The organism is Nonomuraea sp. CA-218870 (assembly GCF_050936535.1).
Lineage (GTDB): Bacteria > Actinomycetota > Actinomycetes > Streptosporangiales > Streptosporangiaceae > Nonomuraea > Nonomuraea corallina.
In genome coordinates, this window is sequence record NZ_JBNJMN010000003.1 from 1 (window position 1) to 18,067 (window position 18,067).

Below are 18,067 nucleotides of genomic sequence, written 5' to 3' on the forward strand. Positions count from 1 at the left end.
TGAGAACTCAACAGTGTGTTAAAAGCCAGTGCATGATGCACAACCCCGTCATTTATGACGGATTCCTTTTTGGTTGGGATTCAAATCATCTTATGGAGAGTTTGATCCTGGCTCAGGACGAACGCTGGCGGCGTGCTTAACACATGCAAGTCGAGCGGAAAGGCCCTTCGGGGTACTCGAGCGGCGAACGGGTGAGTAACACGTGAGTAACCTGCCCCTGACTCTGGGATAAGCCCGGGAAACTGGGTCTAATACCGGATACGACCTGCTCCGGCATCGGATGCGGGTGGAAAGTTTTTCGGTCGGGGATGGGCTCGCGGCCTATCAGCTTGTTGGTGGGGTAGTGGCCTACCAAGGCGACGACGGGTAGCCGGCCTGAGAGGGCGACCGGCCACACTGGGACTGAGACACGGCCCAGACTCCTACGGGAGGCAGCAGTGGGGAATATTGCGCAATGGGCGGAAGCCTGACGCAGCGACGCCGCGTGGGGGATGACGGCCTTCGGGTTGTAAACCTCTTTCAGCAGGGACGAAGTTGACGTGTACCTGCAGAAGAAGCGCCGGCTAACTACGTGCCAGCAGCCGCGGTAATACGTAGGGCGCAAGCGTTGTCCGGAATTATTGGGCGTAAAGAGCTCGTAGGTGGCTGGTCGCGTCTGCCGTGAAAGCCCGCAGCTTAACTGCGGGTCTGCGGTGGATACGGGCCGGCTAGAGGTAGGCAGGGGCAAGTGGAATTCCTGGTGTAGCGGTGAAATGCGCAGATATCAGGAGGAACACCGGTGGCGAAGGCGGCTTGCTGGGCCTTACCTGACGCTGAGGAGCGAAAGCGTGGGGAGCGAACAGGATTAGATACCCTGGTAGTCCACGCTGTAAACGTTGGGCGCTAGGTGTGGGACCCTTCCACGGGTTCCGTGCCGGAGCTAACGCATTAAGCGCCCCGCCTGGGGAGTACGGCCGCAAGGCTAAAACTCAAAGGAATTGACGGGGGCCCGCACAAGCGGCGGAGCATGTTGCTTAATTCGACGCAACGCGAAGAACCTTACCAAGGTTTGACATCACCCGGAAACGTGCAGAGATGTGCGCCTCTTCGGACTGGGTGACAGGTGGTGCATGGCTGTCGTCAGCTCGTGTCGTGAGATGTTGGGTTAAGTCCCGCAACGAGCGCAACCCTTGTTCCATGTTGCCAGCACGCTCCTTCGGGGGTGGTGGGGACTCATGGGAGACTGCCGGGGTCAACTCGGAGGAAGGTGGGGATGACGTCAAGTCATCATGCCCCTTATGTCTTGGGCTGCAAACATGCTACAATGGCCGGTACAGAGGGCTGCTAAACCGCGAGGTGGAGCGAATCCCTAAAAGCCGGTCTCAGTTCGGATTGGGGTCTGCAACTCGACCCCATGAAGTCGGAGTCGCTAGTAATCGCAGATCAGCAACGCTGCGGTGAATACGTTCCCGGGCCTTGTACACACCGCCCGTCACGTCACGAAAGTCGGCAACACCCGAAGCCCGTGGCCCAACCACCTCGTGTGGGGGGAGCGGTCGAAGGTGGGGCTGGCGATTGGGACGAAGTCGTAACAAGGTAGCCGTACCGGAAGGTGCGGCTGGATCACCTCCTTTCTAAGGAGCACTCTCACCCGTCACCACCGTACGTGTGGTGGGGTGACAGCTCACTAGTGGAGCACTGGCTACTCAACCGGTCCCGGTTGTCACCGTGCTAGTACCGCCCGCATCCTCTTCGTGAGGGGTGGGAGTGGGAGCGTGCGGGGGAGGGCCGAGACTGGTTGGACACACTGTTGGGTCCTGAGGGAACGGACTTCGGCAGGCTCGCCCCGGCATGGGGTGGGCTCGCTGGTCTGTGAGACCTCGGCACAGGACCGGAGGGCTCGTCACAGGTGTGGCGGGTGATCTGGTTGCTGTTTGTTGTTTGAGATTTGCATAGTGGACGCGAGCATCTTTGTGGCCAAGTTTTTAAGGGCACACGGTGGATGCCTTGGCATCAGGAGCCGATGAAGGACGTGGGAGGCTGCGTTAAGCCTCGGGGAGTCGCCAACCAGACGTTGATCCGGGGATGTCCGAATGGGGAAACCTAGCACCAGTCATGTGGTGTTGCCTCCGCCTGAATGTATAGGGCGGTTGGTGGTAACGCGGGGAAGTGAAACATCTCAGTACCCGTAGGAAGAGAAAACAAGAGTGATTCCGTGAGTAGTGGTGAGCGAAAGCGGAGGAGGCCAAACCGGGCGTGTGTGATAGCCGGCAGGCGTTGCATGTCCGGGGTTGTGGGACCTTCTTGAAGGAGTCTGCCGATTCGATCGAGCAGTGAGAAATCGATGGGGTAGTCGAAAGCTCTGGGAAGGGCTGCCGTAGACCGTGAGAGCCGGGTAGGCGAAACCTTGTCGACTGCTGGAGGGGATCCCAAGTAGCACGGGGCCCGAGAAATCCTGTGTGAATCTGCCAGGACCACCTGGTAAGCCTAAATACTCCCTGATGACCGATAGTGCACGAGTACCGTGAGGGAAAGGTGAAAAGTGCCCCGGTGAGGGGTCGTGAAAGAGTACCTGAAACCGTGTGCCTACAAGCCGTAGGAGCTTACAGCAGCTTGCTGTTGTGTGATGTGACTGCGTGCCTTTTGAAGAATGAGCCTGCGAGTTATGGTGTGTGGCGAGGTTAACCCGTGTGGGGGAGCCGTAGCGAAAGCGAGTCTGAAGAGGGCGTTTGAGTCGCATGCTGTAGACCCGAAGCGAAGTGATCTACGCATGGGCAGGTTGAAGCTCAGGTAAGACTGGGTGGAGGACCGAACCCACCAGGGTTGAAAACCTGGGGGATGATCTGTGTGTAGGGGTGAAAGGCCAATCAAACTTCGTGATAGCTGGTTCTCCCCGAAATGCATTTAGGTGCAGCGTTGCGTGTTTCTTGCCGGAGGTAGAGCACTGGATGGCCGATGGGCCCGACAAGGTTACTGACGTCAGCCAAACTCCGAATGCCGGTAAGTGAGAGCGTGGCAGTGAGACTGCGGGCGATAAGGTTCGTAGTCGAGAGGGAAACAGCCCAGATCACCGACTAAGGCCCCTAAGCGTGTGCTAAGTGGGAAAGGATGTGGAGTCGCAGAGACAACCAGGAGGTTGGCTTAGAAGCAGCCACCCTTGAAAGAGTGCGTAATAGCTCACTGGTCAAGTGATTCTGCGCCGACAATGTAGCGGGGCTCAAGCACACCGCCGAAGTCGTGGCACTGATGGGACGTGAGTCTTGTTGGTGGGTAGGGGAGCGTCGTGCTGCCGGTGAAGCCGCCGAGTGATCGAGTGGTGGAGGCTGTGCGAGTGAGAATGCAGGCATGAGTAGCGAATCGAGGGTGAGAAACCCTCGCGCCGGATGACCAAGGGTTCCTGGGGCAGGTTAATCCGCCCAGGGTAAGTCGGGACCTAAGGCGAGGCCGACAGGCGTAGTCGATGGACAACGGGTTGATATTCCCGTACCCGCTTCAATGCGCCCATATCGAACCCATTGATACTAAGAGTCCTTAAGTCAGCCGGCCCTTCGGGGCGGGTGTTAGGCTGAACGCTCGGCCTGAGGTGGTAGTAGGTAAGCGATGGGGTGACGCAGGAAGGTAGTCCAGCCCAGGCGATGGTTGTCCTGGGGTAAGCATGTAGGGAGTGGGGTAGGCAAATCCGCCCCGCGCATATCCTGAGATGTGATGCCGAGCCGATTGTGGCGAAGTGGATGATCCTATGCTGCCGAGAAAAGCCTCTAGTGAGTGTTGTGGCGGCCCGTACCCTAAACCGACTCAGGTGGTCAGGTAGAGAATACCAAGGCGATCGGGTGAACTGTGGTTAAGGAACTCGGCAAATTGCCCCCGTAACTTCGGGAGAAGGGGGACCTCTGCTGGTGAACATCCTTGCGGTGGGAGCTGGTGGGGGTCGCAGTGGCCAGGGGGAAGCGACTGTTTACTAAAAACACAGGTCCGTGCGAAGTCGTAAGACGATGTATACGGACTGACGCCTGCCCGGTGCCGGAACGTTAAGGGGACCGCTTAGCCGGCTTTCGAGTTGGCGAAGGTGAGAACTTAAGCGCCGGTAAACGGCGGTGGTAACTATAACCATCCTAAGGTAGCGAAATTCCTTGTCGGGTAAGTTCCGACCTGCACGAATGGCGTAACGACTTCCCCGCTGTCTCAACCGCAGACCCGGCGAAATTGCACTACGAGTAAAGATGCTCGTTTCGCGCAGCAGGACGGAAAGACCCCGGGACCTTCACTACAGCTTGACATTGGTGTTTGGAGCGTCTTGTGTAGGATAGGTGGGAGACTGGGAAGCTCGGACGCTAGTTCGGGTGGAGTCATTGGTGAAATACCACTCTGGTCGTTTTGAATGTCTAACTCTGGTCCGTGATCCGGATCGGGGACAGTGTCTGGTGGGTAGTTTAACTGGGGCGGTTGCCTCCTAAAGGGTAACGGAGGCGCCCAAAGGTTCCCTCAGCCTGGTTGGCAATCAGGTGTTGAGTGTAAGTGCACAAGGGAGCTTGACTGTGAGACTGACGGGTCGAGCAGGAGCGAAAGCTGGGACTAGTGATCCGGCATCGGCGTGTGGAAGCGGTGTCGCTCAACGGCTAAAAGGTACCCCGGGGATAACAGGCTGATCTTCCCCAAGAGTCCATATCGACGGGATGGTTTGGCACCTCGATGTCGGCTCGTCGCATCCTGGGGCTGGAGTAGGTCCCAAGGGTTGGGCTGTTCGCCCATTAAAGCGGTACGCGAGCTGGGTTTAGAACGTCGCGAGACAGTTCGGTCCCTATCCGCTGCGCGCGCAGGAGACTTGAAAGGGGCTGTCCCTAGTACGAGAGGACCGGGACGGACGAACCTCTGGTGTGCCAGTTGTATCGCCAGGTGCATGGCTGGTTGGCTACGTTCGGGAGGGATAACCGCTGAAAGCATCTAAGCGGGAAGCTTGCCTTGAGATGAGGTCTCCCACCCTGTGAGGGGGTAAGGCTCCCGGGAGATGACCGGGTTGATAGGCCGGAGGTGGAAGCGCGGTAACGTGTGGAGCTGACCGGTACTAATAGGCCGAGGACTTGACCACAAAGCTTTGTTTTTCTTGCTCGCGTCCACTAGGCAATTCTGAGACTGCAAACAGTGTTCCTGTTTGTGTGTTTCGGAGGGTTACGGCGGTTATGGCGGGAAGGAAACACCCGGTTACATTCCGAACCCGGAAGTTAAGCTTCTCTGCGCCGATGGTACTGCACTCGGGAGGGTGTGGGAGAGTAGGTCACCGCCGGACAATCTTTAGTTGGGGAGGCCCCGAGCATTGCGCTCGGGGCCTTTCCGCGTTTCCGGGGATGTTTCGACTTCAGGGTCCACGGCGCGATTCTGGCTCTCAAGGCCAGGCCGCTCGGTGATGTCCCGTACGGAGAGCGGTGTGGCCGGGCGGGGTGTGAGTAAGCGGTCGTGGTGGTCAGTAGGGTTGAGGGGTGGACTTTCGTGCGGTTGAACGCGCGATCCTGGATCGGGGCGTCGAGTGGGATTTCGAGCCGACGCTCGACAGGATCGCGGCCCTTCTGGATCTGCTCGGCTCGCCGCAGCGGGCCTACCCGGTCATACACATCGCCGGCACGAACGGCAAGACCAGCACGGCGAGGCTGATCGAGAGCCTGCTGCGTGAGCGCAACCTGCGGGTGGGTCGTTTCACCAGCCCTCACCTGGTGTCGATGCGCGAGCGGATCACGGTCGACGGCGAGCCGCTCAGCGAGGAGCGCTTCGTCCAGGTCTACGAGGAGATCGCGCCCTTCGTGGAGCTGACCGACGCGCAAGGCGAGCGGCGCATCCAGTTCTTCGAGCTGCTCACCGCCATGGCGTTCGCGGCGTTCGCCGACACGCCGGTCGACGTGGCCGTGGTGGAGACGGGGATGGGCGGGTCCTGGGACGCGACGAACGTCGCCGACGGCACCGTGGCCGTCGTCACGCCGATCTCGCTCGACCACACCGACAGGCTGGGCCCCGACATCCCGAGCATCGCGCAGGAGAAGGCCGGGATCATCAAGCCGGGCGCCACCGCCATTTTCGCGCAGCAGGAGCTGGCCGCGGCCGAGGTGCTGATGCGGCGGGCGGCCGACGTGGGCGCGGTGGTCGCGCGTGAGGGCCTGGAGTTCGGGGTGCTCGGCCGCGAGATCGCCGTCGGCGGGCAGCTGGTCACGTTCCGCGGGCTCAAGGGCGTGTACGACGACGTCTACCTCCCGCTCCACGGCGCCTATCAGGCCGGTAACGCCGCCTGCGCGCTGGCCGCGGTCGAGGCGCTGACCGGCGGTGACGACCCGCTCGACGTGGAGCTGGTGCGTGCGGCGTTCGCGCAGGCGTCCTCGCCCGGGAGGATGGAGGTGGTGCGGCGCAACCCGACGGTGGTGCTGGACGCCGCGCACAACCCGGGCGGCATGGAGGCCACGCTCGACGCGATCCACGAGGCGTTCGACTTCCCCAAGCTCGTCGGCGTCGTGGCGGTCATGGCGGACAAGGACGTCGAAGGGCTGCTCGACCTTTTGGAGCCCGTGCTCGACGAGGTCGTCGTCACCCGTAACTCCTCGCCGCGTTCGCTCCCGGCCGCCGAGCTGGGGGCGCTGGCGGAGTCCGTCTTCGGCGAAGGGCGGGTGCGGGTCACCGAACGCCTCGACGACGCCATCGACCAGGCCATCGGCGTCGCCGACGCGGACGGTGAGTTCGCCGGCACCGGTGTGCTGATCACCGGGTCGGTGGTCACGGTGGGGGACGCGCGGTTCCTGTTGAAGGCGGAGGGGGCGTGATGGGCGTGCTCGATTTCCAGGTGACGCCCGGGATGCGGCGGCTGGGCGCGAGCGTGCTGGGCATGGAGGCGATCGTCGTCGCGCTCTTCACCCCTGTCGCGATCACCGTCGGCGGGGTGGCCCCGGCGCTCGCGGTGACGGCCGGGATCGGTGTGGCCGTGCTCTGCGTCGTCGCCACGGGGCTGCTCAGGAAGCCGATCGGTTACGTGCTCGGGAGCGTGGCGCAGGTGCTGGCGATCTGCACCGGGTTCCTGGTGACGACCATGTTCTTCCTCGGGGCGATCTTCGCCGCGCTGTGGATCACTGCGATATTCGTCGCTCGCCGTGTCGAGGGCGTGACTTCCCGCTAAAGTCGGGATTCATGGCCGTCCCCTCAATTCAGCGGTCCCCTGAGGCCGCGCCACCCGCCGCTTCCGCGTGGGTGTCCGACACTCTGCTCGGCCTGCTCATCGTGGTCGCGCTGCCGGTGGCGATCGTCGCCATCCCCAACACCGTGTCCGTGGTCGCGGACCTGTTGCCCGCCGGGATCGACCGGGTCGGGCTCGTGCGCGCGCACGGGCTGGCCCTGCCGGCGATGATGCTGACCGTCCCGCTCGCCGCCCTGGCGCTGCGCCGGGTGAAGGCCGCGCCCGTGCTCGTCGCCGGGCTGGCGCTGCTGGCCGTCGCCGACGCGGCGGGCGGTTACGCGGGCTCGTCCGTCATGGTCGGGGTGCTGCGCGTGGCCCACGGCGTCGGCGCCGGGCTGCTCGTCCCCGCCACGCTGGTCGCGGCCTGGGCCCGGTCGCGCCGGCTGCGCGGCCTGTGGGCCGGCGTGCTGGCCCTGAGTCTGCTGGGCGCGCAGGCGCTGGCGCTCTGGCCGCTGGCGGGCGCGACGGACTGGCGGATCACGCTGCAGCCCTATCCGCTGCTCAGCGGCGTGGCGCTGGCGCTGGCCGCCGTCTACTTCGTGCTCTGGCTGGTGCGCGGGCGGACGTCCCTGCCGCCCGCCGAGCCGGGGGAGCGCCACCGCGTTCTCCTCGCGGCCGCGCTGGCCGCGGGCGTGGCCGCCGTGGCCATCGGCGCGGCGAGCGCGGACTGGAGCGCCCTGCTGATGATCGCGCCGGCGGCGCTCGCCGTCGTGGGGTCGCTGGCGCTGGCGTCCATCGGCACGCGCGAGAGCCGTACGCTCGCGTACGCGCTGGTGGCGGTCGGAGTGGTGGTGCTGCCCACGGTCGCCCAGGTGACGTTCGCGGAGATGGGCGGCATGGGAGGGCCGGGGCTGAAGGGGCTGTGGATCCCGTTCTGCGTCGCCGGGGTCGCGGCGGTCGTCGCGGCGGTCGCGGTCCGCGGGTCGGCCGCGTCCGGCCAGTGGCTCACCCAGGTGGGGCTTCTCTCCATGGTGGCCGGGCTGTCCGCGGTGCGGCTGGTGGTGCCGTCGGCGGAGGGGCTGGTGCTGGCGGTGCCGTTCACCCTGCTCGCGGTCGGCGCGTCCGTGGCGCTCACGGCGGCGCTCTCCGAGGCGGGGGTGGGCGCGGGCCTGTTCGGGCTGGCGCTGTGCTTCCCCGGCGTGCTGGCGGGCTATCTCCTCGGTACGGGGATGCAGAAGGCGCTGCTCGACCAGGGTTCGAGGCAGCAGTTCGTCGACAGTTACGTCGGCGTCCTGCATCTGTGGGCGCTGGTCGCGGGCTTCCTGGTGGTGACGGTCATCGTCCTGGTGTCCGTCATGTCGCGCCGGGATCCGGCGGCGAAGGACGGGAGGGACGCGGTCCCCGACGGCGACCGGGACGGTGACGAGGAGGGTGACCCGGACGGTGACGAGGACGGGGAGACGCCGTCCGACCCGGAGAAGACGGGCTGGGGCGTGCCGCCGGTGCCGCCGCCCGCGCAGTCGCCGGAGAGCCGAGCCTGAGAGTCGAGCCTGAGAGTCGAGCCTGAGCACCCGAGCCTGAGCCGGTCGGGGAAGGGTGACCGGTTCGGGGCGGTAAGCTGTGCGGCAGCTTCGCGTGGCCTGTGCGGCGGAGCGTCCCGGGCCAGGCCGTGCTCGTAGCGCTGCTCGTAGCCCGCATCCGCGACCCCTGTTCGAAGGAGAACTCCAAGTGTCCGAGCGCACTCTTGTCCTGATCAAGCCCGATGGGGTGAAGCGCGGCCTGATCGGTGACGTGATCGCCCGCATGGAGCGCAAGGGTCTCAAGGTCGTGGCGATGGACCTGCGCACCCTCGACGGCGAGACCGCCAAGGCCCACTACGCCGAGCACTCCGAGAGGCCGTTCTTCGGCGAGCTCGTCGAGTTCATCACCTCCGGGCCGCTGGTGGCGATGGTGGTCGAGGGTCACCGCGCCGTCGAGGCGTTCCGCTCGCTGGCGGGGCTCACCGACCCGGTGAAGTCGCCTCCCGGCACGATCCGCGGCGACCACGCGCTGGAGATCGGCGAGAACGTGGTCCACGGCTCCGACTCGCCCGAGTCGGCGGCTCGGGAGATCAAGATCTTCTTCCCGGACCGGTTCTAGGCTTTCCACGCGCATCTGGTGCCCGCAGGCTCGACGCCTCGCGGGCACTCCGCGTTTCCGGACCTACCCGAGGGCGCGGATGGTAGCGCGCAATCCCGGCAAAATCGCGGTGCGCGGAGTGGCTTGAGATTTTTGTGGGGCGCACGGGCTCAGTACGGGAGCTGGTGGGTACGTCACGTTACGATTCGAATTCAGTCCGTAGTCCTTGCGGCATTGGATTGGGTCTTGACTCCGTAGTCCTATGCGAACGTCGCGGGAAGGCTCCGTTCCCCATGGGTAGCAAGCTCGCCTTTCTCGGCCGCGACATGGCGGTCGATCTCGGCACCGCCAACACGCTGGTGTACGTGCGCGGCCGCGGCATCGTGCTCAGCGAGCCGTCAGTCGTGGCCATCAACACCGCCACCGAGAAGATCGTCGCTGTGGGCGTCGAGGCCAAACGCATGATCGGGCGCACGCCCGGCAACATCGTGGCGGTCCGTCCGCTCAAGGACGGGGTGATCGCGGACTTCGAGGTCACTGAGCGCATGTTGCGCTATTTCATCCAACGGGCCCAGAAACGCCGCCACCTGGCCAAACCTCGCATCATCATCGCGGTGCCCAGCGGCATCACCGGCGTCGAGCAGCGGGCCGTCAAGGAGGCGGGCTACCAGGCAGGGGCGCGCAAGGTCTACATCGTCGAGGAGCCGATGGCGGCGGCGATCGGGGCAGGCCTGCCGGTCCACGAGCCCACCGGCAACATGGTCGTCGACATCGGCGGCGGCACCACCGAGGTGGCGATCATCTCCATGGGCGGCGTGGTCACCAGCAGGTCCATCAGAGTCGGCGGCGACGAGCTGGACCAGGCGGTGATCACGTACGTGAAGAAGGAGTTCTCGCTCATGCTCGGCGAGCGCACCGCCGAGGAGATCAAGATGACGGTCGGCTCCGCCTGGGCCGACGGCGACGAGGCGCACGCCGAAGTCCGCGGCCGTGACCTGGTCAGCGGCATGCCGAAGACGATCATCGTGTCGGCCGAGGAGATCCGCAAGGCCATCGAGGAGCCGGTCAACGCCATCGCCGACGCGGTCCGGTCCACGCTCGACCAGTGCCCGCCGGAGCTGTCCGGCGACCTGATGGACCGGGGCCTCGCCCTGACCGGCGGCGGCGCGCTGCTCAAGGGCCTGGACGAACGGCTCAGGCATGAGACGGGCATGCCCGTGCACCTGGTGGACAACGCGCTCGACTCGGTCGCGCTCGGCTCGGGGCGGTGCGTGGAGGACTTCGACGCGCTGCAGCAGGTGCTGGTCCCGGAGTCGCGACGCTGATGAGGGACTCGCGCCAGGCACGGCTGATCCTGGGAACGCTCCTGACGGTGGCGCTGGTCATCCTGACCGTCGACCACCGCATGGGGGAGAGCTCGCCGCTGCGGCCGCTGCGCGCGGCCGGGTCGTGGGCCTTCGGCACGGCGGAGCGGGCGGGGGCGGCGGTGATCCGGCCGGTGACCGGGTTCGTCGAGGCCCTGGCCGCCGCGCCGAGCGCCCAGGAGGACCTGGCCAGGCTCCGCGAGGAGAACGCGAGGCTCCGGTCCGACCTGGCCGCCGGCAGGGTCGACGCCGAGCGGTCCACACAGCTCAAGCGCATGCTCGGGCTGGCCTCGGTCGGCGGCTACAAGGTGGTGCCGGCCAACGTGATCGCCCGGCGTGGCCAGCCGGGGTTCGAGGAGGCGGTCGAGATCGACGCCGGCGCCGACGACGGGGTGCGGGCGGACATGACCGTGCTCAACGGCGACGGGCTGATCGGCCGGGTGGTGCACGCCGGCCCGCGCACGTCGAGCGTGATGCTGCTGAGCGACCCCGCCTCGGCGGCCGGGGCGCGCATGGAGAAGGGCAGGGAGATCGGCGTGGTGCACGGCGTGGGCGAGCACGGCCGGCTGCTGCGCTTCCAGCTCCTCGACGCGACGGCGCCGGTGACGCGGGGCACCCGCCTGGTCAGCTTCGGCTCCCACCGCGGCGCGCCGTACGTGCCGGGGGTGCCCATCGGGGTGGTCGAGCAGGTGGAGACGGCGGCGGGCGAGCTGACGAGGACCGCGTACGCGCGGCCGTACGCCGACCTGACCGCGCTGGACGTGGTCGGCGTGGTGGTGCGGCCGCCGGCGCGTGACCCGAGAGACGCCGTGCTGCCGCGCAGGGAGGGGACGGAATGACCGCTGTCGTGGCGGTGCTGGCGGCGCTGCTGGTGCAGTTCATGCTGGTGAACCGGCTGCCGCTGCCCGCGGGCGGAGCGCCCGACCTGGTGCTGCTGGCCGTCGTGGGGGCCGCGATGGCGCGCGGGCCCGCGGCCGGGGCGGCGCTCGGCTTCGGCGCGGGGCTGCTGGTCGACCTCGCGCCGCCGACCGCGCACGTGGCGGGGCTGTACGCGTTCGTGTTCGCGCTGGTGGGCTATCTGGCGGGGCGGGGCGTGGGCAACCGGGTCGTCACCGTCGTGCTGTGCGTGCTGCTCGCCCCGCTGCTGGCGGCGGCGGTGAGCGGGCTGCTGTCCGACCCGAGGGTCACGGTCACGACCCTCACCCAGCAGGTGCCGGTCACGGTGGCCTGCACGCTCGTCATCGCCCCCGTGGTCGTCTGGCTGGCCTCGCGAGGGACGAGGGAGAGGTACGCGCTGTGAACCGCATGCGGACCCGGCTGCTCGTCGTGCAGGTCCTCGTGCTGCTGTTGCTCGCCGCGCTCGCCGTGCGGCTCTGGCAGGTGCAGGTCGTACGCGGCCCGGAGTTCGTCAACCGGGCCACCGAGACCCGCACCAGGACCGTCATCGTGCCCGCGGTGCGCGGGCAGATCCTCGACTCCTCGGGCCGCCCGCTGGTGCGCAACAAGTCCCGGCTGGTCGTCTCGGTCGACCGGACCCGGCTGATGCGCATGCGCGACAGCGGGGCCAAGGTGCTGGGCCGGCTGTCGGAGGTGCTCAGCCGGCCTGTCGCCCAGTTGCAGAAACGGATCACGCCGTGCGGTCCCGGCGTGCCCAAGCCGTGCTGGACCGGCTCCCCGTACCAGCCGGTGCCGCTCGACGAGAAGGTCGACACCCGCGAGGCGCTGCAGATCCTGGAGCAGCAGGAGAAGTTCCCCGCCGTGTCGGCGGAGATCGAGGCCATCAGGGAGTACCCGCTGGCCGACGCCGGGGCGCAGATGCTCGGCTACCTGTCCCCGGTGACCGAGGCGGAGCTGGAGAAGAGGGTCGGGCTGAAGGCCACGTTCTCGGGCGTCGACCTGGCCGGGCGTGACGGCCTGGAGTACGTCTACGACCACGAGCTGCGCGGCAAGGCGGGCATCCGCCGGGTGCAGGTCGACCGGATGGGCAAGCCGCTCGGGGTGGAGAAGGAGGTGCCGTCCGTGCCCGGCCACCACCTGGTGACCAGCATCGACGGGCGCATCCAGGCCATCACCGAGGCGGCGCTGCGCCGGGCGATGAAGGCCGCGCCGGGCGCCGACGGGGGCGCGGCCGTGGTGCTCGACGCGCGCACCTCCCGGGTGCTCGCGATGTCCAGCGCGCCCGGCTACAACCCGTCGGTGTGGGCGGGCGGCATCTCCGAGCGCACCTACCGCCACCTGCTGTCGGAGAAGTCCGGCAAGCCGCTGACGTCACGGGTGATCAACGGGCAGTTCGCGCCGGGCTCGACGTTCAAGGTGTCGTCCGTGGCCGCGATGCTGCGGGCCGGCTACCCGCTCGGCGGCACGTACAGCTGCCCCGGCTCGGTCATGATCGGCGACCGTGCCTTCAACGGCTTCCGCGGCATCCCCCTGGGCACGCTCACCCTCCACACGGCGCTGGTGAAGTCGTGCGACACGATCTTCTACAAGGCCGCGTACGAGCAGTACCTGAAGGACGGCGGGCGGACGCCGAAGAAGCACGTCCAGGAGGTGTTCGCCAACACCGCCAGGAAGTTCGGCTTCGGCGCCCCGACCGGCGTCGACCTGCCGGGCGAGTCGGCCGGGCGGATCCCCGACCGCCGCTGGAAGAAGGAGACCTGGGCGCTGACCAGCGGCGAGAACTGCAAGCGGGCGCAGACCGGCTACCCCGAGGTCAAGGACGGCGCCCGGGCGGCGTTCCTCAAGCGGCTGGCGCACGAGAACTGCGCCGAGGGGTTCATCCTGCGGCCCGGCGACTCGGCCAACTTCAGCATCGGCCAGGGCGACGTGCTGGTGACGCCGCTGCAGCTGGCTCGCGCGTACGCGGCGCTCGCCACCGACGGCAAGCTGCGCAGCCCGCGCATCGGCTGGGCGCTGGTGCGGCCGGACGGCAAGGTGGTCCACACCGTGCCGGTGCCGGTCGTCGGCGAGCTCCCGGTGACGGACAAGGAGCGGCGCTACATCAAGAACGCGCTCAGCCAGGTCCCCTCCGACGGCACCGCGGCGGGGGCCTTCGCCGGGTTCCCCATGGACCGGTGGCCCGTCGGCGGCAAGACGGGTACGGCCGAGGTGTGGGGCAAGAAGGACACCTCCTGGTTCGCCTCGTTCGCGCCCACGCGCAACCCGCGGTTCGTCGTGGCCGTCATGGTTTCCCAGGGTGGTTTCGGCGCGTCGGCCGCCGCTCCCGCCGCCCGTGAGATCTACGAGGGCATCTTCGGCGTCAAGCGGCCCGCCGCGGCGCCGGAAGGCAAGCCGGTGTCGGAGCTGCCGGTCTTCCGGCCCGACGGGACGGTGGTGCCGGGATGACCGGTGGCGCGATGGCGCCCGGGCGGCGCTCGTTCACCCGGCGCGTGTTCGGTCCCGAATCGGCGGTGTGGCGGCTGGACGTGGTGATGCTGGTCGCCGTCCTCGCGCTGGTCGTCATCGGCTCCCTGCTCGTCTGGTCGTCCACCCGTACGTGGGCGCCCGGGTCGACGGGGCTGCTGTGGAAGCACCTGCTCAACCAGGTGATCGGGCTGGCGCTGTGCGGCGCGGTGGCCATGACGGACTACCGCGCGGTGCGGGCCTACGCGCCGATGGTGTACCTGGTCTCGCTCGTCGGCCTCGGCCTCGTGCTGAGCCCGCTGGGCGCCACCATCAACGGGTCCCACTCGTGGATCCTGCTCGGCGGCGGGTTCGCGGTGCAGCCGTCGGAGTTCGCCAAGGTGGGCCTGGTGCTGATGACCGCGATGCTGCTGGCCCAGCCGGCGGAGGGCACCGACCGGCCGCGCGGGCTGGACGTGCTGCTGGCGCTGGTGGCCGCCGGGATCACGCTGGTGCTGGTGATGCTCCAGCCCGACCTCGGCACCGCGCTCGTGCTGGCCGCCGTCACCGCGGCGGCGCTGATCATCGCCGGGGTGCGCAAGCGGCTGATCGTGCTGCTCACGCTCGTCGGCGCCGCCGGGATCTTCTGCGTCTTCTTCTTCGAGATGCTGGAGCCGTACCAGGTGGCCCGGTTCACCGCGTTCGTCGACCCGAGCGTGGACCCGCGCGGCGTCGGCTACAACAGCACCCAGTCGCTCATCGCGATCGGCTCGGGCCAGCTGTTCGGCAAGGGGCTGCTGGGCGGCGGCCAGACCACCGGCAGGTTCGTGCCTGAGCAGCACACCGACTTCATCTTCACCGTGGCCGGCGAGGAGTTCGGCTTCCTCGGCTCGGTCACCGTCGTGGCGCTGCTGGGGCTGGTGCTGCTGCGCGGGCTGTGGATCGCGCGGCACTGCACCGACCGGTTCGGCACGCTGATGGCGGGCACGATCGTGTGCTGGTTCACCTTCCAGATGTTCGTGAACGTGGGCATGACGATCGGCATCATGCCGATCACCGGCCTGCCGCTGCCGTTCGTCTCCTACGGCGGCACCTCCACCTTCGCCAACCTCATCGGGGTCGGGCTGCTGCAGGCCATCCACGTGAGGCAGCGTGCGTTCGGCTGAACGGCCGCGCGCCGCTACCCTGGGTCGTATGACTGCGGAGTCGATTTTCCCTCGCCTGGAACCGCTGCTGCCCAAGGTGCAGAAGCCGATCCAGTACGTCGGGGGTGAGCTCAACTCGACGGTCAAGGAGTGGGACTCCGCCGACGTGCGCTGGGCGCTGATGTACCCCGACGCCTACGAGGTGGGGCTGCCCAACCAGGGCGTGGCCATCCTGTACGAGATCCTCAACGAGCTGCCCGCCACCCTGGCCGAGCGCACCTACGCGGTCTGGCCGGACCTGGAGGCGCTCATGCGCGCCGAGGGCGTGCCGCAGTTCACCGTCGACGCCCACCGGCCGGTGCGCGCGTTCGACGTGTTCGGCGTCTCGTTCTCGACCGAGCTCGGCTACACCAACATGCTGACCGCGCTCGACCTGGCCGGAATCCCGCTGGTCGCCGCCGAGCGCGGCGACGACGACCCGATCGTGCTCGCGGGCGGTCACGCCGCCTTCAACCCCGAGCCGATCGCCGACTTCCTCGACGCGGCCGTGCTCGGCGACGGCGAGCAGATCGCGATCGCCATCACCGAGGTCGTCCGGGAGTGGAAGGCCGAGGGCCGGCCCGGCGGGCGCGACGAGCTGCTCATGCGGCTGGCCGAGTCCGGCGGCGTCTACGTGCCCAAGTTCTACGACGTCGACCACCACCCCGACGGCCGCATCAAGCGGGTCGCGCCCAACCGGCCCGACGTGCCGTGGCGGGTCCACAAGCACACCGTCATGGACCTCGACGAGTGGCCCTACCCGAAGAAGCCGCTGGTGCCGCTGGCCGAGACGGTCCACGAGCGGTTCAGCGTGGAGATCTTCCGCGGCTGCACGCGCGGCTGCCGCTTCTGCCAGGCAGGCATGATCACCCGGCCGGTGCGGGAGCGGTCGATCACCACGATCGGCGCCATGGTCGAGCACGGCGTCAAGGAGTCCGGCTTCAACGAGGTCGGGCTGCTGTCGTTGTCGTCCGCCGACCACAGCGAGATCGGCGACCTGGCCAAGGGCCTGGCCGACCGCTACGAGGGCACCAACACCTCGCTGTCGCTGCCCTCGACCCGGGTCGACGCGTTCAACATCGACCTGGCCAACGAGTTCTCCCGCAACGGGCGGCGCTCCGGCCTCACCTTCGCCCCCGAGGGCGGCTCCGAGCGCATGCGCAAGGTGATCAACAAGATGGTCACCGAGGAGGACCTCATCCGCACCGTCACCACCGCCTACTCCCAGGGCTGGCGGCAGGTGAAGCTCTACTTCATGTGCGGGCTGCCCACCGAGACCGACGAGGACGTGCTGGGCATCGCCGACCTGGCCAAGAAGGTCATCAAGGCGGGCCGCGAGGCCACCGGCTCGCGCGACATCCGCTGCACCGTCTCCATCGGCGGCTTCGTGCCCAAGCCGCACACCCCGTTCCAGTGGGCCGGCCAGGCCGACCACGAGACCGTCGACCGGCGGCTCAAGGCGCTGCGCGACGCGCTGCGCGGCGACAGGGAGTACGCCCGGGCCGTCGGCTTCCGCTACCACGACGGCAAGCCGTCCATCGTGGAGGGCCTGCTGTCGCGCGGCGACCGCCGGGTCGGCGCCGTCATCCGCGCCGTCTGGGAGGACGGCGGCCGCTTCGACGGCTGGAGCGAGCACTTCTCCTACGAGCGGTGGATGTCCGCCGCCGAGCGGGTCGGCGTCGACGTCGACTGGTACACGACCCGCGAGCGCGAGGAGAACGAGGTCCTGCCGTGGGACCACCTCGACGCCGGGCTCGACCGCGAGTGGCTGTGGCAGGACTGGCAGGAGGCCGTCTCCGGCGGCGAGGTCGAGGACTGCCGCTGGACCCCGTGCTACGACTGCGGCGTCTGCCCCACCATGGGCACCGAGATCCAGATCGGGCCGACGGGCCGCAAGCTCCTTCCCCTCACGGTCGTCTGACGACGCACCGGGTGCGCGGCCGGTGTCTCGCCGTACATGCTCCTGTACACGCGGGTGCCCGGGCGGCTTATCCTGTGAGAAGAAACTCTGACAAGGGAAGGACGACAAGGCTCTGAAACCTGTTCCCGACGGGCCACCGCCCGCGCCGACGGCACAGCGCCTGCGTGTGCGCTACGCCAAGCGCGGACGTCTGCGCTTCACCAGCCACCGCGACATCTCGCGGGCCGTCGAGCGTGCGGTCCGCCGTGCCGGCATTCCGGTGGCCTACAGCGCGGGCTTCTCGCCACATCCGAAGATCTCCTACGCGGGAGCGGCGCCGACAGGCGTCGCCAGCGAGGCCGAATACCTCGAGATCGGCGTCACGACGCCGTGCGACCCCCGGCAGGTCAAGATCGACCTCGACGGGTCGCTGCCGCCGGGCCTGGACGTGCTCGACGTCGTCGAGGCCGGCCCCGGGGCGCTGGCCGACCGCCTGGAGATCTCCGAGTGGGAGGTGCGACTGCCCGGTGCCGACCGCGAGCACGCCGACACGGCCGTGCAGAAGTTCCTCGCGGCCGGTCACGTGGAGGTCGAGCGCCTCACCAAGAAGGGGCTGCGCCGCTTCGACGCGCGCGAGGCCGTGCTGAGGCTCACGGTGCTGGAGGGAACAGACAGAACAGCAGCTCAGGTGCCCGGACAGTCGTGTGTCATACTGCGCATGGTTGTTCGGCACATGACGCCTGCCGTTCGACCCGACGATGTGCTCACAGGGCTGCGCCTTGTGGCCGACTTCGCGCCGCCGGTTCCCCCCGAGGTGACCAGGCTGGCGCAGGGGCCGCTCGACGCCAGCACCGGTGCGCTTGCCGACCCGCTCGACCTGGACCGCGACACGACGCGCGGCGGCGAGGCGGGACCGGCGGGTGAGCACGTCGCCGGTTAAGGGGAGCGCCCCACGGGGCGTGACCGGCAGACAGGACTTGGCGCCACGCCTCCGGGTGTGGCGGACAACGAGACACGAGAGCTCCCGTGCGGCGCGGCG

Annotated in this window: 11 protein-coding genes and 3 rRNA genes; all 14 read left to right on the plus strand. The window is 67.7% G+C overall.

Going from position 1 to position 18,067, the window contains the following annotated elements:
- The first annotated feature begins 89 nt into the window (after positions 1 to 89).
- The 14 genes from ACQEUU_RS35180 to ACQEUU_RS35245 all read left to right on the plus strand — a co-directional run bounded on the left by ACQEUU_RS35180 (position 90) and on the right by ACQEUU_RS35245 (position 17,968).
- Positions 90 to 1,613 (plus strand): 16S ribosomal RNA (locus tag ACQEUU_RS35180).
- A gap of 341 nt (positions 1,614 to 1,954) precedes the next feature.
- A 23S ribosomal RNA gene (locus tag ACQEUU_RS35185) occupies positions 1,955 to 5,065 on the plus strand.
- Positions 5,066 to 5,146: 81 nt separating this feature from the next.
- Positions 5,147 to 5,263 (plus strand): 5S ribosomal RNA (gene rrf, locus ACQEUU_RS35190).
- Together the 16S, 23S and 5S rRNA genes form the textbook arrangement of a ribosomal RNA operon.
- 190 nt (positions 5,264 to 5,453) lie before the next feature.
- On the plus strand, positions 5,454 to 6,776 hold the full coding sequence (locus ACQEUU_RS35195; RefSeq protein WP_433074532.1) for a bifunctional folylpolyglutamate synthase/dihydrofolate synthase: 1,323 nt from the start codon (positions 5,454 to 5,456) through the stop codon (positions 6,774 to 6,776).
- The gene (locus ACQEUU_RS35200; protein ID WP_433074535.1) at positions 6,776 to 7,126 is read left to right on the plus strand and encodes a DUF4233 domain-containing protein; all 351 of its coding nucleotides are present in this window, start codon (positions 6,776 to 6,778) and stop codon (positions 7,124 to 7,126) included. The genes ACQEUU_RS35195 and ACQEUU_RS35200 overlap by 1 nt, the downstream gene beginning before the upstream one ends.
- Positions 7,127 to 7,197: 71 nt before the next feature.
- Positions 7,198 to 8,664, plus strand: coding sequence for a hypothetical protein (locus ACQEUU_RS35205; protein ID WP_433074538.1), 1,467 nt, complete (start codon positions 7,198 to 7,200; stop codon positions 8,662 to 8,664).
- A gap of 187 nt (positions 8,665 to 8,851) precedes the next feature.
- On the plus strand, positions 8,852 to 9,262 hold the full coding sequence (gene ndk, locus ACQEUU_RS35210) for a nucleoside-diphosphate kinase (RefSeq protein ID WP_433074541.1): 411 nt from the start codon (positions 8,852 to 8,854) through the stop codon (positions 9,260 to 9,262).
- 272 nt (positions 9,263 to 9,534) lie between these two features.
- A complete protein-coding gene (locus tag ACQEUU_RS35215) occupies positions 9,535 to 10,566 on the plus strand; it encodes a rod shape-determining protein (RefSeq protein WP_270159620.1) in 1,032 nt (343 codons plus the stop codon).
- Positions 10,566 to 11,444: a rod shape-determining protein MreC gene (mreC, locus tag ACQEUU_RS35220; protein ID WP_433074544.1), complete on the plus strand. Its 879-nt coding sequence runs from the start codon at positions 10,566 to 10,568 to the stop codon at positions 11,442 to 11,444. Before ACQEUU_RS35215 ends, mreC begins: the two co-directional genes overlap by 1 nt.
- Positions 11,441 to 11,905, plus strand: coding sequence for a rod shape-determining protein MreD (mreD, locus tag ACQEUU_RS35225; RefSeq protein WP_433074547.1), 465 nt, complete (start codon positions 11,441 to 11,443; stop codon positions 11,903 to 11,905). The genes mreC and mreD overlap by 4 nt, the downstream gene beginning before the upstream one ends.
- 5 nt (positions 11,906 to 11,910) lie before the next feature.
- Entirely contained in the window at positions 11,911 to 13,947 is a 2,037-nt protein-coding gene (gene mrdA, locus ACQEUU_RS35230) for a penicillin-binding protein 2 (protein ID WP_433075446.1), read from the plus strand.
- Positions 13,944 to 15,110: a rod shape-determining protein RodA gene (gene rodA / locus ACQEUU_RS35235; RefSeq protein WP_433074550.1), complete on the plus strand. Its 1,167-nt coding sequence runs from the start codon at positions 13,944 to 13,946 to the stop codon at positions 15,108 to 15,110. The genes mrdA and rodA overlap by 4 nt, the downstream gene beginning before the upstream one ends.
- A 28-nt stretch (positions 15,111 to 15,138) precedes the next feature.
- Positions 15,139 to 17,049, plus strand: a complete 1,911-nt coding sequence (locus ACQEUU_RS35240) for a TIGR03960 family B12-binding radical SAM protein (protein ID WP_433074553.1) — start codon at positions 15,139 to 15,141, stop codon at positions 17,047 to 17,049.
- 166 nt (positions 17,050 to 17,215) lie between these two features.
- Positions 17,216 to 17,968 carry a TIGR03936 family radical SAM-associated protein gene (locus tag ACQEUU_RS35245; protein ID WP_433074556.1) on the plus strand — a complete coding sequence of 251 codons (753 nt, stop codon included), beginning with the start codon at positions 17,216 to 17,218 and terminating at the stop codon, positions 17,966 to 17,968.
- Positions 17,969 to 18,067 lie beyond the last annotated feature (99 nt).

What these genes read in the sequence shown, in the direction of transcription:
- ACQEUU_RS35200 (WP_433074535.1), top strand. Translation starts at nt 6,776, where the DNA reads ATGGGCGTGCTCGATTTCCAGGTGACGCCCGGGATGCGGCGGCTGGGC.
- ACQEUU_RS35240 (WP_433074553.1), top strand. Translation starts at nt 15,139, where the DNA reads ATGACTGCGGAGTCGATTTTCCCTCGCCTGGAACCGCTGCTGCCCAAG.
- ACQEUU_RS35215 (WP_270159620.1), top strand. Translation starts at nt 9,535, where the DNA reads ATGGGTAGCAAGCTCGCCTTTCTCGGCCGCGACATGGCGGTCGATCTC.
- mreD (WP_433074547.1), top strand. Translation starts at nt 11,441, where the DNA reads ATGACCGCTGTCGTGGCGGTGCTGGCGGCGCTGCTGGTGCAGTTCATG.
- rodA (WP_433074550.1), top strand. Translation starts at nt 13,944, where the DNA reads ATGACCGGTGGCGCGATGGCGCCCGGGCGGCGCTCGTTCACCCGGCGC.
- mrdA (WP_433075446.1), top strand. Translation starts at nt 11,911, where the DNA reads ATGCGGACCCGGCTGCTCGTCGTGCAGGTCCTCGTGCTGCTGTTGCTC.
- mreC (WP_433074544.1), top strand. Translation starts at nt 10,566, where the DNA reads ATGAGGGACTCGCGCCAGGCACGGCTGATCCTGGGAACGCTCCTGACG.